General features: G+C 61.6%; 18 protein-coding genes. 10 read left to right on the top strand and 8 right to left on the bottom strand.

The window, feature by feature from the left end; all coding sequences use genetic code 11:
* Positions 1-20 precede the first annotated feature (20 nt).
* Positions 21-377 carry a VOC family protein gene (locus HQ843_RS22780; protein WP_180901054.1) on the top strand — a complete coding sequence of 119 codons (357 nt, stop codon included), beginning with the start codon at positions 21-23 and terminating at the stop codon, positions 375-377.
* A gap of 224 nt (positions 378-601) precedes the next feature.
* Here HQ843_RS22780 and HQ843_RS22775 read toward each other — a convergent pair whose 3' ends face one another.
* Positions 602-763 (bottom strand): DUF1127 domain-containing protein, encoded by a 162-nt coding sequence (locus HQ843_RS22775; protein ID WP_180901055.1) that lies wholly within the window; start codon positions 761-763, stop codon positions 602-604.
* A gap of 31 nt (positions 764-794) precedes the next feature.
* On the opposite strand from HQ843_RS22775, the gene HQ843_RS22770 reads away from it, so the two are divergent.
* On the top strand, positions 795-1058 hold the full coding sequence (locus tag HQ843_RS22770) for a hypothetical protein (RefSeq protein WP_180901056.1): 264 nt from the start codon (positions 795-797) through the stop codon (positions 1056-1058).
* A 55-nt stretch (positions 1059-1113) separates the two neighbouring features.
* Entirely contained in the window at positions 1114-2061 is a 948-nt protein-coding gene (locus HQ843_RS22765) for a LysR substrate-binding domain-containing protein (RefSeq protein WP_180902067.1), read from the top strand.
* A 7-nt stretch (positions 2062-2068) separates the two neighbouring features.
* Here HQ843_RS22765 and HQ843_RS22760 read toward each other — a convergent pair whose 3' ends face one another.
* The 4 genes from HQ843_RS22760 to HQ843_RS22745 all read right to left on the bottom strand — a co-directional run bounded on the left by HQ843_RS22760 (position 2069) and on the right by HQ843_RS22745 (position 5582).
* On the bottom strand, positions 2069-2824 hold the full coding sequence (locus HQ843_RS22760; RefSeq protein WP_180901057.1) for an IclR family transcriptional regulator domain-containing protein: 756 nt from the start codon (positions 2822-2824) through the stop codon (positions 2069-2071).
* Positions 2825-2992: 168 nt separating this feature from the next.
* Positions 2993-4192 (bottom strand): 3-oxoadipyl-CoA thiolase, encoded by a 1200-nt coding sequence (pcaF, locus tag HQ843_RS22755; RefSeq protein WP_180901058.1) that lies wholly within the window; start codon positions 4190-4192, stop codon positions 2993-2995.
* 2 nt (positions 4193-4194) lie between these two features.
* Entirely contained in the window at positions 4195-4878 is a 684-nt protein-coding gene (locus tag HQ843_RS22750) for a 3-oxoacid CoA-transferase subunit B (protein WP_180901059.1), read from the bottom strand.
* A complete protein-coding gene (locus tag HQ843_RS22745; protein WP_180901060.1) occupies positions 4875-5582 on the bottom strand; it encodes a 3-oxoacid CoA-transferase subunit A in 708 nt (235 codons plus the stop codon). Before HQ843_RS22745 ends, HQ843_RS22750 begins: the two co-directional genes overlap by 4 nt.
* Positions 5583-5894: 312 nt before the next feature.
* Here HQ843_RS22745 and HQ843_RS22740 point away from each other — a divergent pair, with 312 nt between their 5' ends.
* Both HQ843_RS22740 and HQ843_RS22735 read left to right on the top strand, forming a co-directional pair.
* Positions 5895-6611, top strand: a complete 717-nt coding sequence (locus HQ843_RS22740; RefSeq protein WP_180901061.1) for a glutathione S-transferase C-terminal domain-containing protein — start codon at positions 5895-5897, stop codon at positions 6609-6611.
* 150 nt (positions 6612-6761) lie between these two features.
* The gene (locus HQ843_RS22735; RefSeq protein WP_180901062.1) at positions 6762-7259 is read left to right on the top strand and encodes a YciE/YciF ferroxidase family protein; all 498 of its coding nucleotides are present in this window, start codon (positions 6762-6764) and stop codon (positions 7257-7259) included.
* A gap of 279 nt (positions 7260-7538) precedes the next feature.
* Here HQ843_RS22735 and HQ843_RS22730 read toward each other — a convergent pair whose 3' ends face one another.
* Positions 7539-8231, bottom strand: a complete 693-nt coding sequence (locus HQ843_RS22730; protein ID WP_180901063.1) for an outer membrane protein — start codon at positions 8229-8231, stop codon at positions 7539-7541.
* A gap of 76 nt (positions 8232-8307) precedes the next feature.
* Here HQ843_RS22730 and HQ843_RS22725 point away from each other — a divergent pair, with 76 nt between their 5' ends.
* Positions 8308-8520, top strand: coding sequence for a hypothetical protein (locus tag HQ843_RS22725; RefSeq protein ID WP_180901064.1), 213 nt, complete (start codon positions 8308-8310; stop codon positions 8518-8520).
* Between the two features lie 35 nt (positions 8521-8555).
* Here the strand turns inward: HQ843_RS22725 and groL are convergent, their stop codons facing one another.
* Both groL and groES read right to left on the bottom strand, forming a co-directional pair.
* Positions 8556-10205 carry a chaperonin GroEL gene (gene groL / locus HQ843_RS22720; RefSeq protein ID WP_180901065.1) on the bottom strand — a complete coding sequence of 550 codons (1650 nt, stop codon included), beginning with the start codon at positions 10203-10205 and terminating at the stop codon, positions 8556-8558.
* 81 nt (positions 10206-10286) lie between these two features.
* Positions 10287-10583, bottom strand: a complete 297-nt coding sequence (groES, locus tag HQ843_RS22715; protein ID WP_180901066.1) for a co-chaperone GroES — start codon at positions 10581-10583, stop codon at positions 10287-10289.
* Between the two features lie 266 nt (positions 10584-10849).
* On the opposite strand from groES, the gene chrA reads away from it, so the two are divergent.
* The 4 genes from chrA to ileS all read left to right on the top strand — a co-directional run bounded on the left by chrA (position 10850) and on the right by ileS (position 17619).
* On the top strand, positions 10850-12190 hold the full coding sequence (chrA, locus tag HQ843_RS22710; RefSeq protein WP_246710199.1) for a chromate efflux transporter: 1341 nt from the start codon (positions 10850-10852) through the stop codon (positions 12188-12190).
* A gap of 44 nt (positions 12191-12234) precedes the next feature.
* The gene (locus tag HQ843_RS22705) at positions 12235-13083 is read left to right on the top strand and encodes a TIGR01459 family HAD-type hydrolase (protein ID WP_180901067.1); all 849 of its coding nucleotides are present in this window, start codon (positions 12235-12237) and stop codon (positions 13081-13083) included.
* 20 nt (positions 13084-13103) lie between these two features.
* Entirely contained in the window at positions 13104-14084 is a 981-nt protein-coding gene (locus HQ843_RS22700; RefSeq protein ID WP_180901068.1) for a bifunctional riboflavin kinase/FAD synthetase, read from the top strand.
* Between the two features lie 367 nt (positions 14085-14451).
* Positions 14452-17619 (top strand): isoleucine--tRNA ligase, encoded by a 3168-nt coding sequence (gene ileS, locus HQ843_RS22695; protein WP_371824605.1) that lies wholly within the window; start codon positions 14452-14454, stop codon positions 17617-17619.
* Positions 17620-17735 lie beyond the last annotated feature (116 nt).

Genomic DNA, 17735 nt, shown 5'->3' with positions numbered 1-17735 from the left:
ACGCTGGCGCGGAGGTTGGCATGGGCGTTACCGGCATTGGCGGTTTTTTCTTTCGCGCGAGCGACCCGGGGATGCTTGGCGCATGGTACGCCGAACATCTCGGCGTCGGCGCCGGTCCCCATGGTCTTTGGGAAACCGGGGCCGGTCCGTCCGTGTTCGCGCCATTTCCCGAGGCGAGCGATTACTTTCCGACCGATCGGGCTTTCATGCTCAATTTCAGGGTGGATGATCTTGACGCCCTGTGCGGGCGGTTGCGTGCCGCCGGTATCGAAATCATCCGCGATCCTGCGTGGGATATGCCGGGCGTCGGTCGCTTTGTCCGGATTCATGATCCCGAAGGAAATCCGGTCGAGCTGTGGCAGCCTGATCAGGCGTGAACCAACGCACGGCACAAAAAAGCCCGGAAACACGAGTGCTTCCGGGCAAAATGCAGAGTGAAGGCTGAACCACCCTGCGGGGAAAATGACGCTTTCTCGGACCGCCGTTGGGACTTGCGGCCTTCAAATAACGTCAATTCGGGATGCCGCTATGCGGTGCGGCGAGGCCTGCCGCTTTCGCGGCGGGCGTGATCTTGTGGCGCTCGAACGTGGCCGGAATGCGTTCAGACATACATTCTCGCCGAACGGTTCGCCGCGGCCTTGCGCAGTTCGGCCATCGGGTCATCGGAAATCGGCGCCATATAGGCGCGGTCGATATCGTGGCGCGTCAGGCCGATATCCTTCAGCAGCGCGTCGTCCATCTCGGCGATATAGCGCACGGCCATGCGATTTTTCGTAAAGCGCCGCGCAGCACCAATGAACGCACTGATGCCAGCCCAGAGTGAATGCCTGGTGCCGATCCGGGTTACGGATGTCCTTTCAATCAACGACATTGTCGCCTCCTTGGTGTGTGTAAAACCGCTTCGGTTCCGCACGGCTTGCGTGGCGGCAGCCTTTTGGCTACCCTTCGATGCGAACAAACCGCAATATCCGTTCGGCAGCCACCCGATTCTTGCCGGTGTTTCCGCCTGCGATGCGTTGCCCGCTTCCTTCAGTTGCAGATTGGCGATTTGTTATTGATCAGTCCAACGAATGTTTCTAATATCACTCATCAGGAAACTTGATGGGTGTGAACATGGCAGCGCCACTCGATATAGATCAGCTCCAGACCTTCGTTGCGATCGTCGATTACGGATCGTTCACGCGGGCGGCCGAACACGTCTTCAAGACGCAATCGGCCGTCTCGATGCAGATGCGGCGGCTGGAGGAGCGGATCGGCAAACAGCTCTTCACCAAGGACGGCCGCGGCGTCAGGCTCACGGACGAGGGCGACAAGCTCCTGAACTACGCCCGCCGGATCATCCGCCTCAACAATGAGGCGATCACCGCCTTCGATGAGAACCGCCTCCAGGGCTCTCTTCGGATCGGCACCCCGGATGATTACGCCGACCGCTATATGCCGGATATCATCAACCGCTTCGCCAAGAGCCATCCCAATGTCGAACTCTATATCGTTTGCGAGGATTCCGTCGATCTTGCCGAGCGGCTGAAGCAGGGGGAACTGGATCTGGCGCTGGTCACGCACAATGCGCGCACCCGCCAGTCCGAGGTGGTTCGCACCGAGTCGCTCTGCTGGGTTGCCTCCTCCAACCACCCCTTGCCGGTCGACAGGCCGGTGCCGCTCGCCGTCGGGCGGCGCGATTGCTGCTGGCGCGATCTGGCGGTGAAGGCGCTGGATGGCGTCGGGCGCGAGTATCGCATCCTGTTTACCAGCTGGTCGGCAACCGTGCTTGCCTCGGCGGTGCTAGCGGGCATGGCGGTCTCGGTCCTGCCGGAATCGGCGGTCAGGAACGGCATGCGCGTATTGACGCCTGCGGACGGTTTTCCGACGCTGGAGCCGGTCCAGATCGGCCTGATGAAGCGGCCGGGCGCGCCGGCGTCGCTGACCACCGCGCTCTCCAACCACATCATCGCATCCCTCGACAATATCAGCCAGGCGGAGATGATGCCGGAACTTGAGCCGGAAAGGGGCCAGCCGCGCCCGCAGCGCCTGAAGTCCGGCCAGATGCTTGCGAGTTGGTGAGGCGGATCTACACAATCCGCTTCAGGTTCTGCTGCACCTTCAAAAGCGCGGGCAGGTAGGTCTCGATCAGGCTTTCGGCGGGGTCCCGGGTAACGGACATGCCGGTATTGAGGGCAGCCACGGTGCGCCCGCGACCGTCGATGACAGGCACGGCGATCGCGCGCAGGCCCATTTCCACCTCCTCGTCGATCAGGCTGTAGCCGTCATGGTTGACGGATCTGACGCGTTCCATGATGTCGTCCGGATCGGTCAGGCTTTTGGGGGTGCGCGGGGCGAGATCGGCGCGGGCGATCACTGCGCGGGCCTCGGCCTCGGGCAGCGCCGCAAGCAGCACCCGGCCCATCGATGTGGCGTGGGCGGGAAGGCGCGAGCCCGGCATCAGCCCGATCGACATCACGCGACGCTGGGCAGCGCGGGCGACGTAGACGATTTCGGTCTCATCGAGAAGCGCCACCGAACAGGATTGTCCTATCTGTTCGGATAACTGGTCGAGCCAGGGCTGGACAAGTTGCGGCAGCGGCAGCGCGTTGAGCGCGCTCATACCCAATCTCAGCGCTTGAGGCGTGAGCGCGAAATACTTGCCGTCATAGCTGGCATAGCCCTCGGCATGCAGCGTCAAAAGGCAGCGCCGCGCGGTGGCGCGATCATAGCCGGTGGCCGCCGCCACCTCCGCGATCGAAAGCCGCGGCGTGGCCGCGCCGAAGCAGGTGATGACACGCAGTCCCTTGGCGAAGGAGGCGATATGGTCGGTCGACCGTGGCATGGGCGATCTCATTGTGAACAAAAATCACATTGTGCACAACTCCGGCCGATCTGCAATTGCCGATTCCGAACCATTTGCCTCATGCTCAGATTGCCTGATGATGAGGCCGAATGGCCGGGAATGCGATCGGCAGAGAGCGGCACCCGCCGGGCGCCGCCCCATCTGTCGCTAGATCCGTTCCAATGCGATGGCGATGCCCTGGCCGACGCCGATGCACATGGTCGACAGCGACTTCTCGCCGGGCTTCAGGTCGAGCATCGCACTGCCGGTGATGCGGGCGCCGGACATGCCGAGGGGATGGCCGAGCGCGATCGCGCCGCCATTGCGGTTCACGCGCGGGTCGTCATCGGCGATGTTCAGGTCGCGCAGCGTGGCAAGGCCCTGCGAGGCGAAGGCCTCGTTCAGTTCGATCACCGCGAAATCGTCTGCGGAAAGCCCGAGCCGCTCCATCAGCTTCTTCGAGGCAATGGCCGGGCCGAAACCCATGATCCGCGGGGCAACGCCTGCGGTCGCGCCGCCGAGAACGCGCGCGATCGGCGTGAGGCCGTGCTTTTTTGCCGCTTCGGCGCTGGCGACGATCAGCGCGGCGGAACCATCATTGACGCCGGAGGCATTGCCGGCCGTGACCGTGCCATTTTCGCGGAACGGCGTGCGTAGTTTCGAAAGCGCTTCCAGCGTGGTGTCGGGGCGGGGGTGTTCGTCGGTATCGACGATCACCGGATCGCCCTTGCGGCGCGGGATCGAGACCGGGGTGATCTCCTCCGCCAGCCGGCCGGAGGCCATGGCCCTGCCGGCCTTCTGCTGCGAGGCAAGCGCGAACCTGTCCTGGTCCTCGCGGCTGACCGAAAACTCCTCGGCGACATTCTCGCCGGTCTCGGGCATCGAATCGACGCCGAAACGGGCCTTCATCGCCGAGTTGACGAACCGCCAGCCGATGGTGGTGTCGAAGATCTCGGCCGAGCGGCTGAACGCGGTTTCGGCCTTGCCCATGACGAACGGCGCGCGCGACATCGATTCGACGCCGCCGGCCACCATCAGCTCGGCCTCGCCGGCCTTGATCGCCCGGGCGGCGGTAATCACCGCATCCATGCCGGAACCGCAAAGCCGGTTCATCGTGGTGCCGGAGATTGCCTCCGGCAGGCCGGCGAGCAGCAACGCCATGCGGGCGACATTGCGGTTGTCCTCGCCCGCCTGGTTGGCGCAGCCGTAGATGACATCGTTGACCGCCTCCCAGTCGACGCCGCTATTGCGCGCCATCAGCGCCTTGAGCGGGATCGCGCCCAGATCATCGGTGCGCACGGACGAAAGCGCGCCGCCATAGCGGCCGATCGGGGTGCGGATATAGTCGCAGATATAAACGTCTTTCATGATCAAACCTCTGCAGCCTTCAGATCTTTTACGTCGCCATCGATATGGAGCGTGCCGCCGGTGACGGATTGCAGCTCCTCAACCGACATGCCGGGCCGTTTTTCGCGCAGGACAAAGTGGCCGTCGGCGATATCGACCACGGCGAGCGATGTATAGACGCGGGTCACGCAGCCGACGCCGGTCAGCGGCAGCGAGCAGCGTTTCACCAGCTTGGGCTGGCCCTTCTTGGTGGTGTGCTCGGTCAGCACCGCGACCCGGCCGGCGCCATGCACCAGGTCCATCGCGCCGCCGACGGCGGGCACGCCGCCCTTGCCGGTCGACCAGTTGGCGAGATCGCCGTTTTCAGCGACCTCGTAGGCGCCCAGAATGGCGACGTCGAGATGGCCGCCGCGCACCATGGCGAAACTGTCGGCATGGTGGAAGAAGGCGGTGCCCGGCTTCAGCGTGATCGCCTTCTTGCCGGCATTGACGAGATCCCAGTCTTCCTCGCCCTCGGGGGGCGCGGCCCCGAAATCGAGCACGCCGTTTTCGGTGTGGAAGATCGCCTGCTTGCCCTCTGGCTGGAATTTGGCGACCATTTCGGGAAAGCCGATGCCGAGATTGACATAGGCGCCGCCCTCGATGTCCTGGGCGGCGCGCCAGGCGATCTGGGCGTTGGAGAGCTTGATGTCGGAAAAATCGTTCATGGGTAGCGCGCCTCCTCGCGGGTCAGGAGTTCCTCCTGCACGGGGTTCGGGACCTCGACCACGGTATCGACGAAGATGCCGGGGGTGATGACATTTTCAGGATCGATACCGCCGAGCGGCACGACATGGCTTGCCTGGACGATCGTCTTCTTCGCCGCCGTCGCCATCAGCGGCGAGAAGTTACGCGCGGCCATGCGATAGGTGAGGTTGCCATGGGGATCGGCGCATTCGGCCTTGATCAGCGCGAAGTCGGCCTTCAGCCAGCGCTCGCGCACATAATGCCGGCCCTCGAATTCCTCGACCGGCTTGCCCTCGGCGAGTTCGGTGCCATAGCTGGTCGGCGTGTAGAAGGCGGGGATGCCCGCGCCGCCGGCCCGGATGCGCTCGGCAAGCGTGCCCTGCGGGACGATCTCCAGTTCGATCCTGCCCGCCAGATAGCGTTCATTGAACACCGTCGCGTTGGATGACCGCGGAAACGAGCAGATGATCTTTGCAACCCGGTCCTGCTCGATCAGGGCGGCGAGGCCGATATGGCCGTTGCCGGCATTGTTGTTGATCACGGTCAGGTTGCGCGCGCCCTGGTCGATCAGGGCGTGGATCAGTTCGATCGGCGAGCCGGAACCGCCGAAGCCGCCGATCATCACGGTCGCGCCGTCGAAGATATCGGCGACAGTGTCCCTCAGGGACGTCGCTGTCTTGTCCATGTGCTGGATCTCCTTCCATGAAGGCCTTGTAGAAGGCGCGCAAGGCAACAGCCAGACGGAAAGTTCATATTGCGATCTTTGTTCAATATGGTCGCAAAACTGTGCGCATGGTGAACATTGTTCGTATGAAGTCGGAAGGATCACTACAGACTTTGCTGCATGTGCGCAAACAAGTGACGATTTATCAAAAACGTCATCTTTTCGGCGCGGTGACACGTTTTTGCCATAAAAATGACATGAGAGGTCTTGTGAATTGCCATTTCACTGCACATCTCGCCCATATCTTGAAACAGACATATTGCAGGAGCGTCCATGTCCCGCCTGTCGGAATTTCCCATTACACAACGTTGGCCGGCCGAGAATCCGGGCGTCATTCAGCTCTATTCCCTGCCAACGCCCAATGGAGTGAAAGTCTCGATTGCGCTGGAAGAGATGGAATTGCCGTACGAAGCCCATCGGGTGTCGTTTGAAACGGACGACCAGATGACGCCCGAGTTTCTGTCGCTCAACCCCAATAACAAGATACCCGCCATCATCGACCCGGACGGCCCCGAGGGACAGCCTATCGGGCTGTTCGAATCGGGCGCCATCCTGATCTATCTCGCCGAAAAAACCGGCCGCCTGATGCCCAACGATCCGGTTGGCCGCTATGAGGCGATCCAGTGGGTGATGTTCCAGATGGGCGGCATCGGCCCGATGTTCGGCCAGTTCGGCCATTTCTACAAATTCGCAGCCGACAAGGTGGCCAACAATCCGTATCCGGTGCAGCGCTATACCAATGAATCGCGCAGGCTTCTCGGCGTACTGGAAGGGCGGCTCAGGGATCGCAAGTTCATCATGGGCGAAGAGCCGTCCGATTACGGCATTGCCGATATCGCGATCTTCCCCTGGGTGCGCGGCCTTTCCGTTCACTATGCGGCTGAGGACGTGCTGAAGCTCTCGGATTTCCCTGCGGTTGCCGCATGGGTCGAGCGCTGCGCGGATCGTCCGGCAAGCGTGAAGGGCTTTGCGGTGCCCGCCGCCGCCTGATCTTCTGACTGATGGGATATGATTTCGGGCGCGGCGAAGGCCGCGCCCTTTTCATCTGAGGTTCTGCGTTCGGCATGGAACCGCTTCGGCAGAAGGGACGTTTCAGGGGCAGTCGCATCCGAATGACGGGTGCCAACCGAGGAGAAACCCATGACCAAGCAGAAAACGCTCGACGACCTGTTTCTTGACACACTGAAAGACATCTATTTCGCCGAACGCCAGATCCTGAAGGCGCTGCCGAAAATGGCGCGCGCGGCCAGTTCCGAAGACCTTGCGGCAGCCTTCCGCAATCACAAGGAGGAGACCGAGGGTCAGGTGGAGCGCCTGCAGCAGGTGTTCGAAATCCTGGGCAAGCCGGCCCGCGGCAAGACCTGCGAAGCGATCCAGGGCATCATCGCCGAAGGCGAGGAGATCATCGAGGAATTCGACGGCGCGCCCGCGCTCGACGCCGGCCTGATTTCATCCGCCCAGGCAGTCGAGCACTACGAGATGGCCCGTTACGGCACGCTTCTCGCCTGGGCCCGCCAGCTCGGCAAGAAGGATGTGGCCAAGCTTCTCGAGGAAACCTTCGAGCAGGAATCCAAGGCTGATCTGGAACTGTCGAAACTGGCGGAAAAATCGATCAACCGCAGCGCCGAGGCCGCGTAAAGCGGTTTGGGACGTTGTCAGATACGGAAAGGGCGGTCCGCCGCCCTCAGACTGCTGACAAACCTCGTGCGCCGTCACGACGTCGCCTCGCTCTCTGCCGTCATCCCGGCCTTGAGCCGGGATCCAGCAAGCGCAAGTCCTTGCGCGCAAAGACTCTTTTCTGAAATTCACCGCAAGCGGCCCTGGATGCCGGCTCAAGGCCGGCATGACGGAAGAGCCGGAAAAGAGACTTTATCAACAAGCTGAGGGCGGTCCGCCGCCCTTTTTGCGTTTGCTCATTCAAAACCTGAAACCGATGCCGGCGGTGAGGCTGGCCTGGGTCAGCTTTGTCTCGGCAAGGCCCGGAAGCCCGGTCGCCCGGGTAACGAGATCGGTGTTGCCGTAATCGCTGTAGGTTGCCTTCAGCCGTCCGAAGACATGCTCGCTGAAGGCGTAATCCACCCCGAGGCCGGCGGTCCAGCCGTTCAGCACGTCATCATAGTCCTGCCCCGTCAGCGAAAAGCTCCCTTCGAGCCGGGTCGAGGCAAAGCCGCCGGTCGCATAGACGAGGGCCGGGCCCCAGGCATAGCCGAGCCGTCCCTCGACGGTTGCCCGCCACTCGGTTCCGAATGTCACGCTCTGGCCGTTCAGGATCGGGAGGGGCGAGGATACGGTGTAGCTGTTATCGTTCCAGTTATAACCGTAGGACCCCTCGACGCCGATCACCATACGGTTGTCGAACTGATGATCATAACCGATGAAAAGCCCTGCCGTGCCGCCGGATGCGGCCTCGGTCGCGCCGGCGGTGAACACCGTCTCGGGTATCTTGCCCGCCAGCCAGCCGTAGCCGCCTTCGGCTCCCAGATAAAAGCCCGACCAGGAAATTCCGGTTGTCGGCTGCGGCTGCGGGGCGGCGGGCACGGTGATATCCGCTGCGCCGGCAGCGGGAGCGGTGAGCAGAGCGGCAAGAGCGGCGGAAGGGAAAAGTTTCATGGGCTTCTTTTCGGGTGCGCGAGCGAAGTTGATGGAAAGCAAATACCATCCTTGATCTGCGGATGAAGCTCTACCCATGCCAACAAGCCAGAACGCGCCGGATGTGTTGCTGATGGAACACACAAAAAAGGCGGCGCCGAAGCACCGCCTTTCGTATTCCGGATGGGACCGGACTTCATTCCGTAATCAGGCTTATCGCCTGATTACATCATGCCGCCAGTTCAGCGCGCTTGCCGCGCTGAACCACTTAAGCAAGCGCGCGCTTGCCGCGCTGAACCACTTTGGGTGATGGGCGTGCTATTCTGTAATCAGGCTTTCGCCTGATTACATCATGCCGCCCATGCCGCCCATTCCACCCATGCCGCCCATGTCAGGCATGCCGCCGGCGCTGTCCTTCTTAGGAGCATCTGCAATCATGGCTTCCGTGGTGATCAGCAGCGAGGCAACCGAAGCTGCGTTCTGCAGAGCGGTGCGGACAACCTTGACCGGGTCGACGATACCCATGGCGATCATGTCGCCATATTCGCCGGTCTGGGCGTTGTAGCCGTAGTTGTCTTCGTTCTTGTCGAGGATCTTGCCGACCACGATCGAAGCTTCGTCACCGGCATTGGTGGCGATCTGACGAACGAGCGACTGAAGGGCGCGGCGAACGATGTTGATGCCGGCATCCTGGTCGTCGTTTTCACCCTTGGAGGTGATCTTGGTGGAGGAGCGCAGAAGAGCAACGCCGCCGCCGGCAACGATACCTTCCTGAACGGCAGCGCGCGTCGCGTTGAGCGCGTCGTCGATGCGGTCCTTCTTTTCCTTCACTTCGACTTCCGTGGAACCGCCAACGCGGATCACGGCAACGCCGCCAGCGAGCTTGGCAAGACGTTCCTGCAGCTTTTCGCGGTCGTAGTCGGAGGTGGTTTCTTCGATCTGGGCCTTGATCTGGGCAACGCGGGCTTCGATGTCGGACTTCTGTCCGGCGCCGTCGACAACCGTGGTGTTTTCCTTGGTGATCGAGACCTTCTTGGCGGTGCCGAGCATGTCGAGGGTGACATTTTCGAGCTTGATGCCGATGTCTTCGGAAATAACCGTGCCGCCCGTGAGGATGGCGAGGTCTTCAAGCATCGCCTTGCGGCGATCGCCGAAGCCAGGCGCCTTGACGGCAGCAATCTTCAGGCCGCCGCGCAGCTTGTTGACGACCAGCGTTGCAAGCGCTTCGCCTTCAACATCTTCAGCAATGATGAGGAGCGGCTTGTTCGACTGAACGACAGCTTCCAGAACCGGCAGCAGAGCCTGAAGGTTGGAGAGCTTCTTTTCGTGCAGCAGGATGTAGGCGTCTTCCAGTTCGGCAACCATCTTCTCGGAGTTGGTTACGAAATAGGGCGACAGGTAGCCGCGGTCGAACTGCATGCCTTCGACGACTTCGAGTTCGGTTTCGGCGGTCTTGGCTTCTTCAACCGTGATGACGCCTTCATTGCCGACCTTCTGCATGGCGGCGGCAATGTCTTGACCGATCTGCTTTTCGCCATTGGCGGAGATCGTGCCGACCTGGGCCACTTCCTCAGACGTGTTGATCTTCTTGGCCTTGGCCTGGAGATCCTTCACGACTTCGTGGACGGCCATGTCGATGCCGCGCTTCAGGTCCATCGGGTTCATGCCGGCGGCAACGGCCTTGTTGCCTTCGCGGATGATCGAGGAAGCGAGAACGGTTGCCGTCGTGGTGCCGTCACCGGCGATGTCGTTGGTCTTCGAAGCAACTTCGCGGACCATCTGGGCGCCCATGTTCTCGAACTTGTCTTCCAGTTCGATTTCCTTGGCGACCAAAACACCGTCCTTGGTGATGCGCGGAGCGCCGAAGGACTTTTCGATGACGACGTTGCGACCCTTGGGGCCCAGCGTGACCTTGACGGCGTCGGCGAGCACGTCAACGCCGTGCATCATCTTTTCGCGCGCTGTGCGGCCGAATTTGATTTCTTTAGCAGCCATTTGAAAACTCCTGGTTTATCAAAACCTTATGGGCGATTGCCCGGCTGGATGGAATGGTGAATCCTGGAAGAGGCGCTTTACTTAAGCGACGACGCCCATGATGTCGGCTTCCTTCATGATCAGAAGGTCTTCGCCGTCGAGCTTGACTTCGGTGCCCGACCACTTGCCGAACAGAACGCGGTCGCCGACCTTGACGTCGAGCGCGACAACCTTGCCGCTGTCGTCACGGGCGCCGGAGCCGACGGCGACGATTTCGCCTTCCTGCGGCTTTTCCTTGGCGGTATCGGGGATGATGATGCCGCCCTTGGTCTTTGCTTCAGACTCCACGCGGCGTACAACGACGCGGTCGTGCAGGGGGCGGAAAGAAATGCTTGCCATTGTCTATACCCTCGATCGAATGACATTCGCGACCGTGTTTGCGGTCGCATGGATCAGTGTTAGCACTCTCATTCGGAGAGTGCTAATGACGGTGATTTAAGAAGGGGGAGAAGCGGTGTCAAGAAACGGCATGAAGTTTTTTTTGATCGCCGCCGGAACTTTTCCACACCGCGTATTGCCGGGCTTCATACAGGTTTTATACCGTCATCGTAACCCCGGCCCGGATCTTTACCCGGTTTGATCTCTACCCGGATTGCGAGGACATTGTGACAATTGGCGCATCAGATGGCGGAAAGCCGGGGTTTGGCGAACTGACAGCCGTGTTCGCCCGGATCGGCCTGCTGTCCTTCGGCGGGCCGGCCGGCCAGATCGCGCTGATGCACCGGATCATCGTCGACGAAAAGCGCTGGCTTCCTCCCGAGCGCTATCTCCATGCGCTCAATTATTGCATGCTGCTTCCCGGTCCCGAGGCCCAGCAACTGGCGACCTATGTCGGCTGGATGCTCCACGGCGTGAAGGGCGGGCTCGCGGCGGGGATATTGTTCGTGCTGCCGGGCTTCATCCTGATCGTCGCGCTCGCCGCCCTTTATGCCACGCTCGGCGATGCCGCCTGGCTGGAGGCGATCTTCATGGGGCTGAAGGCGGCGGTGCTTGCCATCGTGGTGCAGGCGCTCTGGCGCATGGCGGGGCGTTCGCTGAAGGGGCCGGTGTCGGTCGGCCTGGCGATCGCCGCGTTTGTCGCTCTTTTCGTCTTCGGAGTGGCATTTCCGGTCGTGGTGCTGGCCGCCGGTCTTTTCGGCTATGTGTTCATGCGGCGGCCGGTTTCCCCCGAGCCTGATATCGAGCCCGATACCGTTGTACGGCAGGGCTGGCGCAGGAGGGGGCTGGCCACGGCGGCGACGCTGCTGGTCTGGACGGCGATCTGGCTGCTGCCGCTCATTGTGCTGGCGCCGCTCGGCGATTTCCACACGCTGGTCGAAATCTTCGGTTTCTTCGTCAAGATCGCGCTGTTTTCCTTCGGCGGGGCCTATGCGGTGCTGACCTATGTGGCGCAGGAGGCGGTGGCGACCTATCACTGGCTGACACCCGCTGAAATGCTGGACGGGCTGGCGCTTGCCGAAACCACGCCGGGACCGCTGGTGCTGGTGCTGTGCTTCGTCGGCTTCCTGGCCGCCCACGCCGCGCCGGTGTTTTCCGCGCCGCTCGCCTCCGGCATTCTCGGCGCGGCGCTGACCGCTTGGGCGATTTTCGTGCCGAGTTTCCTGTTCATTTTCGCCGGCGCACCTTATGTCGAGGATCTGCGCCGCAACCCGGCGCTTTCCGGCGCGCTTTCCGGCATCGGCGCGGCGATTGTCGGCGTGATCGCCAATCTTTCCCTCTGGTTCGCCATCAATGTCATGTTCGGCACGGTTGACCGGATCGCGTTGTTTTCGCTGCCGCCGGTGATGAATGCGAGCCTGATATGGCCGCATTGGGCGAGCCTTGATTTGGCCTCGCTCGCCATCAGCGCGGCGGGCATGGTCGCGCTCCTGAAATTCAGGATCGGCATTCTGCCGCTTCTTGCTGCCGCCGCGATCGCGGGGCTTGCCATCGGCACCCTGTTGTGACCATTTGTCGGCGCCTTCCAGCCGAACCGATACAAGGAAAATCCATGCCAAAAAAGATCGACGCCCTCAGCGCGCTTCATGCGGATTATGATGTGATGCTCTGCGATGTCTGGGGCGTTCTCCACAATGGCGTGACCTCGTTCGACACGCCGAAAGCGGCGCTGGCAGAGGCGCGGAGCGCCGGTAAAACGGTTATCCTGCTGACCAATTCGCCCCGATTGTCGCCCTCGGTGAAGGAACAACTCGCCGGTTTCGGGGTGACGACCGAAAGCTTCGACGCCATCGTGACCTCCGGCGACGTGACCCGGACGCTGGTGGCGGAAGGGCCGCGCAAGCTCTATTACATGGGCCCGCAGCGCGACGCCGACCTCTACGGCGACACCGGCGTCGAGCGCGTCGGCGAGGCGGAGGCCGAGGGCATTCTATGCAGCGGTTTCAAGGACGACGAAACCGAAACGCCGGAAGATTACCGCGACCTGCTTTCGCGCTTTGCGGCGCGCGGCCTGCCGCTGATCTGCGCCAATCCCGATCTGGTGGTCTCGCGCGGCAACCGGCTCATCCCCTGCGCCGGCGCGCTGGCGGCACTTTATAGCGAACTCGGCGGCAAGACCCGCATTGCCGGCAAACCGTACAGACCGATCTACGAGGCGGCGATGGCCAAGGCCGCCGCGTTGCGGGGCGATGTCGATGCCGCGCGCGTTCTCGCCATCGGCGACGGCATGCCGACGGATGTGCGCGGCGCGATCGATTACGGCCTCGATCTGCTGTTTGTGGCGGAGGGCATTCACGAGGCCGATTATGCCGTGAACGGGATCGTTGACGAAGCGTCGCTCGATCGGTTCTTGACGCGACACGGCGCGCATCCGAAATACTGGATGTCGAAACTCGCCTGAACAAGCGCCGGACGCAACGCATGACCGTATTTCACCGCAATGAATTTCGTGAGCCGCTGCCTGACACGCTGAAGGGCGGGGTGGTGGCGATCGGCAATTTCGACGGCGTCCATCGCGGCCATCAAAGCGTGCTCAACCGCGCGCTTGCCATTGCCGAGGAGCGCGGCGTGCCGGCGCTGGTGCTGACCTTCGAGCCGCATCCGCGCTCGGTATTCAACCCGCAGACGCCGGTGTTTCGCCTGACGCCGGCGCCGATGAAGGCGCGGCTGCTGGAGGCGATGGGCTATCACGCGGTCATCGAATATCCCTTCGACCGCACCTTTTCCCAGCGCTCGCCGGAGGAATTCGTCACCACGGTGCTGATCGACTGGCTTGCGGCAAGCGAGGTCGTGACCGGCTTCGATTTCCATTTTGGCCGCAACCGCGAGGGCGGGCCCGCCTATCTGATGCAGGCCGGCAAGCGCCACGGTTTCGGTGTCTCGCTGATGGATGCGTTTCGCGACGAGGGCGCCGAGGTGATCTCTTCGAGCCGCATCCGCGACCTGCTGACGCGCGGCGAGGTGGTCCAGGCCTCCGGCCTGCTCGGCTATCGCTACACGGTGACGGGCGAAGTGATCCACGGCGAAAAGCTCGGCCGCACGCTGGGCTTTCCGACCGCCAACATGGCCTTCGATCCCGACGCCAAGCTCAGCCCCGGCATTTACGCCGTGCGCTACCGCCGCCCCTCGGGCACGTTGCACGATGGCGTGGCAAGCTTCGGCCGCCGCCCGACCGTGGTCGAGGATGGCCGGCCGCTGCTGGAAACCTACATCTTTGATTTCAAGGGCGAGCTCTACGGCGAGGAGGGCGCGGTCTCGCTGTTCGCCCGGCTGCGCGACGAACTGAAATTCGACGGCCTCGAAGCCCTCGTCGCCCAGATGCACCGCGATGCCGACGAGGCGAGGGCGCTTCTGTCCGGCGTCAAGCCGTTTTCGGAGCTGGACGGGAAGATTGCGTTTTGATGGGTATGGTCCAGGACTGCTGCGAAATATCCGCTCTCCCGTCATGAGTCATGCTCGTGCTTGACACGAGCATCCAGGCAAAAGCTGCATGGACCCTCGGGTCAAGCCCGAGGGTGACCCCGTAAGAGGGGAAACTTTTCTGAGACCTGGCTCACACTCTTTGGATCATGCCTTCGCAGATTCTCGGCCCCGGCTCTTTTCTTCGCTCCGAAAAATCAGTAAAGACGGCCCATGATGACTGGGTACCGGTTTCGCACCATACGAATTATTGGCCCGGCTTTCCGCGCTGCTTGAGGTTTGAGCGCCGGAAGGTCCGGGATTTCGGCGCTTTCCGCGCCTCGACCGTATGTCTCATTTTCCCCGATAAATGCGCGCGCAAGATGCGCCGCCAGAAGGCCGCGACCCCATGAGCGACACGAAAGACACCGTCGATTACTCCAAGACCCTTTATCTGCCGCAGACCGATTTTCCGATGCGCGCGGGCCTGCCCGAGAGAGAGCCGGAAATGGTTGCCCGCTGGCAGGAGATGGGGCTCTATAAAAAGCTGCGCGAGGATGCCAGGGGCCGCGAGAAGTTCGTGCTTCACGATGGCCCGCCCTATGCCAATGGCAATATCCATATCGGCCACGCGCTGAACAAGATCCTCAAGGATGTCATCACCCGCTCGTTCCAGATGCGCGGCTATGACAGCAATTATGTTCCCGGCTGGGATTGCCACGGCCTGCCGATCGAATGGAAGATCGAGGAAGCCTATCGCGCCAAGGGCCAGAACAAGGACGAGGTCGAAATCAACGAATTCCGCCGCCAGTGCCGCGAATTCGCGCAAGGCTGGATCGACGTCCAGACCGCCGAATTCCAGCGCCTCGGCATCGAGGGCGATTTCGAAAACCCCTACACCACGATGAATTTCCACGCCGAGGCGCGGATCGCCGGCGAATTGCTCAAGATCGCCGCGTCGGGGCAGCTTTATCGCGGCTCCAAGCCGGTGATGTGGTCGGTGGTCGAGCGCACGGCGCTGGCTGAGGCCGAGGTGGAGTATCACGAGGTTCAGTCGGATACGGTTTGGGTGAAGTTTCCTGTTTGGAAGAGGGACAAGACGCTGTCTGAATCGCTTGCAGAGCAAGATAAAATTAACGACAGCTTTAAAACATTTGAGCAAGTCAAGGAAATGGGATCGGTTACTCAGTCAACCTGGAAGGACTTTTCAGAGTCTCTGGGAGACTTGGACGGTGCCCATGTGGTGATCTGGACGACAACACCTTGGACAATACCTGGAAACCGCGGAATTTCATTTTCATCAAGACTTCTCTACGGACTTTACGAAATTGAAGAAGCTATAAATGATTTCGGGCCGCAAGTCGGAGAGCGTGTTCTTTTCGCAAGAAATCTCGCAGAGGCATGTGCTGCTCAAGCCAAGATCAAGCTGAAGTTCTTGCGTGAAGTGGGGAGTGAAGAGCTTAGTGCGCTTTTATGTTCACATCCTCTAAGGGGGCTTCAGGGTGGTTATGAGTTTCCTGTCCCGATGATCGATGGCGAACACGTCACCGACGATGCCGGTACAGGCTTTGTTCACACTGCACCCGGTCATGGTCGTGAAGACTTCGATGCGTGGATGGACCAGCTTGAGTTGCTCGAGCTACTTGGGATTCCGACAAAAATTCCATTTACCGTCGCCGACGATGGCTACTATACCGAGGATGCGCCGGGCTTTGGTCCGTCTTCTGAAGGCGGTGCTGCTCGGGTCATGGATGACGATGGCAAAAAGGGCAATGCCAACGACCGAGTGATCAAGGCGCTGATCGACGCGAAAATGCTGTTTGCCCGTAGCCGGATCAAGCACGACTACCCACACTCCTGGCGCTCAAAGAAGCCCGTTATTTTCCGGAACACGCCCCAATGGTTCGTCTACATGGACAAGCCCCTGAGCGAAAAACGTCTTGGTTGGTGGGTGAACGACAGACGCTTCAAATCCGAGAAAGAAGCGCGCGAATATTACGTTGAAGGACGCGATGAGGGCGGGATTCTCGCCGACACGCTGCGCAACCGCGCGCTTGCCGCCATCGACGCCACCCGCTTTGTGCCGGCCGGCGGCAAGAACCGGCTGCGCGGGATGATCGAGAACCGACCGGACTGGGTGCTGTCCCGGCAAAGGGCGTGGGGCGTGCCGATCTGCGTGTTCGCCGACAAGGCCGGCAATGTGCTGGTCGATGATGCCGTCAATGCCCGCATCATCGAGGCCTTCGAGGCCGAAGGGGCGGACGCCTGGTTCGCCGAGGGCGCCCGCGAGCGTTTCCTGGGCGAAAAGGCGAACGAAGACTGGGACATGGTCACCGACATCCTCGATGTCTGGTTCGACAGCGGTTCGACCCACACCTTCACGCTGGAGGACCGTCCCGACCTGAAATGGCCGGCCGACGTCTATCTCGAAGGCTCCGACCAGCATCGCGGTTGGTTCCATTCCTCGCTGCTGGAGGCCTGCGCCACGCGCGGTCGCGCGCCCTACAATGCCGTCGTGACCCATGGCTTCACGATGGATGAGCACGGCCGCAAGATGTCGAAATCGCTCGGCAACACCGTCTTGCCGCAGGACGTGATGAAAAAATCCGGCGCGGATATCCTGCGTCTGTGGGTGATGACCACCGATTACTGGGACGACCAGCGGCTTGGCGATCAGATCATCAAAACCAATGTCGACAGTTATCGCAAGCTCCGCAACACGCTGCGCTGGATGCTCGGCACGCTCGCCCATGACCAGGGCGAGGAAATCGCGCTTGGCGATATGCCGGAGCTGGAGCGGCTGATGCTGCACCGGCTTGCCGAACTCGACGCGCTGGTGCGCAGGGGCTATGACGATTTCGACTTCAAGCGCATCACCCGCGCGCTCAACGATTTCGCCAATATCGAGCTGTCCGCCTTTTATTTCGACGTGCGCAAGGATGCGCTTTACTGCGATGCGCCATCGAGCCTGCGCCGCCGCGCGGCCCTGCATGTGATCCGCAAGCTGTTCGACTGCCTCGTCACCTGGCTTGCTCCGATGCTGCCGTTCACCATGGATGAAGCATGGTTGTCGCGCAACCCTGAGGCGGTTTCGGTGCATCTCGAACAGTTCCCCGACGTGCCGGCAGCGTGGAAGGACGATGCGCTTGCGGCCAGGTGGGAGAAAATCCGCGCGGTGCGCACCGTGGTCACCGGGGCGCTTGAAATCGAGCGCCGTGAAAAGCGCATCGGTTCCTCGCTTGAAGCCGCGCCGATCGTCTATGTCGATGACGAGACGCTGCTTGCTGCCCTCGACGGCCGCGATTTCGAGGAAATCTGCATCACCTCGGCGATCGCCATCAAACCCGGCAAGGGCCCGGACGATGCTTTCCGTCTGCGTGAAGTGGCCGACGTGGCCGTGGTGCCGGCACTGGCAAGCGGGACCAAATGCGCGCGCTCGTGGCGGGTGACCGAGGATGTCGGCTCCGATCCGGAATATCCGGATGTCTCGGCGCGAGACGCAGCGGCGTTGAGGGAGCTTGCGGCACTGGCCGGGTGAGGCGAAGCCGGGTATTTCCCGGCTTTTTCCACTGCCTTAACAAGCCGAATTGCGAAAACGGTGGTTCTGCGTTAGGAATGTCGCGGTTTCGCCGGATTCATCGTCACAATGTGGCA

It is taken from the genome of Martelella sp. NC20 (assembly GCF_013459645.1).
In the GTDB taxonomy this organism is placed as follows: domain Bacteria; phylum Pseudomonadota; class Alphaproteobacteria; order Rhizobiales; family Rhizobiaceae; genus Martelella.
Note: the sequence above shows the minus strand (reverse complement) of the source record. Positions and strands in the feature narration are given on the sequence as shown.

Bases quoted from the DNA above. Each gene is read 5' to 3' on its own strand.
- HQ843_RS22700 (WP_180901068.1), top strand. From the start codon at position 13,104: ATGACCGTATTTCACCGCAATGAATTTCGTGAGCCGCTGCCTGACACG.
- HQ843_RS22745 (WP_180901060.1), bottom strand. From the start codon at position 5,582: ATGGACAAGACAGCGACGTCCCTGAGGGACACTGTCGCCGATATCTTC.
- groES (WP_180901066.1), bottom strand. From the start codon at position 10,583: ATGGCAAGCATTTCTTTCCGCCCCCTGCACGACCGCGTCGTTGTACGC.
- HQ843_RS22780 (WP_180901054.1), top strand. From the start codon at position 21: ATGGGCGTTACCGGCATTGGCGGTTTTTTCTTTCGCGCGAGCGACCCG.
- HQ843_RS22760 (WP_180901057.1), bottom strand. From the start codon at position 2,824: ATGCCACGGTCGACCGACCATATCGCCTCCTTCGCCAAGGGACTGCGT.
- HQ843_RS22775 (WP_180901055.1), bottom strand. From the start codon at position 763: ATGGCCGTGCGCTATATCGCCGAGATGGACGACGCGCTGCTGAAGGAT.
- HQ843_RS22725 (WP_180901064.1), top strand. From the start codon at position 8,308: ATGCCAACAAGCCAGAACGCGCCGGATGTGTTGCTGATGGAACACACA.
- ileS (WP_371824605.1), top strand. From the start codon at position 14,452: ATGCGCGCGCAAGATGCGCCGCCAGAAGGCCGCGACCCCATGAGCGAC.
- HQ843_RS22765 (WP_180902067.1), top strand. From the start codon at position 1,114: ATGGCAGCGCCACTCGATATAGATCAGCTCCAGACCTTCGTTGCGATC.
- groL (WP_180901065.1), bottom strand. From the start codon at position 10,205: ATGGCTGCTAAAGAAATCAAATTCGGCCGCACAGCGCGCGAAAAGATG.
- HQ843_RS22705 (WP_180901067.1), top strand. From the start codon at position 12,235: ATGCCAAAAAAGATCGACGCCCTCAGCGCGCTTCATGCGGATTATGAT.
- HQ843_RS22740 (WP_180901061.1), top strand. From the start codon at position 5,895: ATGTCCCGCCTGTCGGAATTTCCCATTACACAACGTTGGCCGGCCGAG.
- pcaF (WP_180901058.1), bottom strand. From the start codon at position 4,192: ATGAAAGACGTTTATATCTGCGACTATATCCGCACCCCGATCGGCCGC.
- HQ843_RS22770 (WP_180901056.1), top strand. From the start codon at position 795: ATGAACGCACTGATGCCAGCCCAGAGTGAATGCCTGGTGCCGATCCGG.
- HQ843_RS22730 (WP_180901063.1), bottom strand. From the start codon at position 8,231: ATGAAACTTTTCCCTTCCGCCGCTCTTGCCGCTCTGCTCACCGCTCCC.
- HQ843_RS22735 (WP_180901062.1), top strand. From the start codon at position 6,762: ATGACCAAGCAGAAAACGCTCGACGACCTGTTTCTTGACACACTGAAA.
- HQ843_RS22750 (WP_180901059.1), bottom strand. From the start codon at position 4,878: ATGAACGATTTTTCCGACATCAAGCTCTCCAACGCCCAGATCGCCTGG.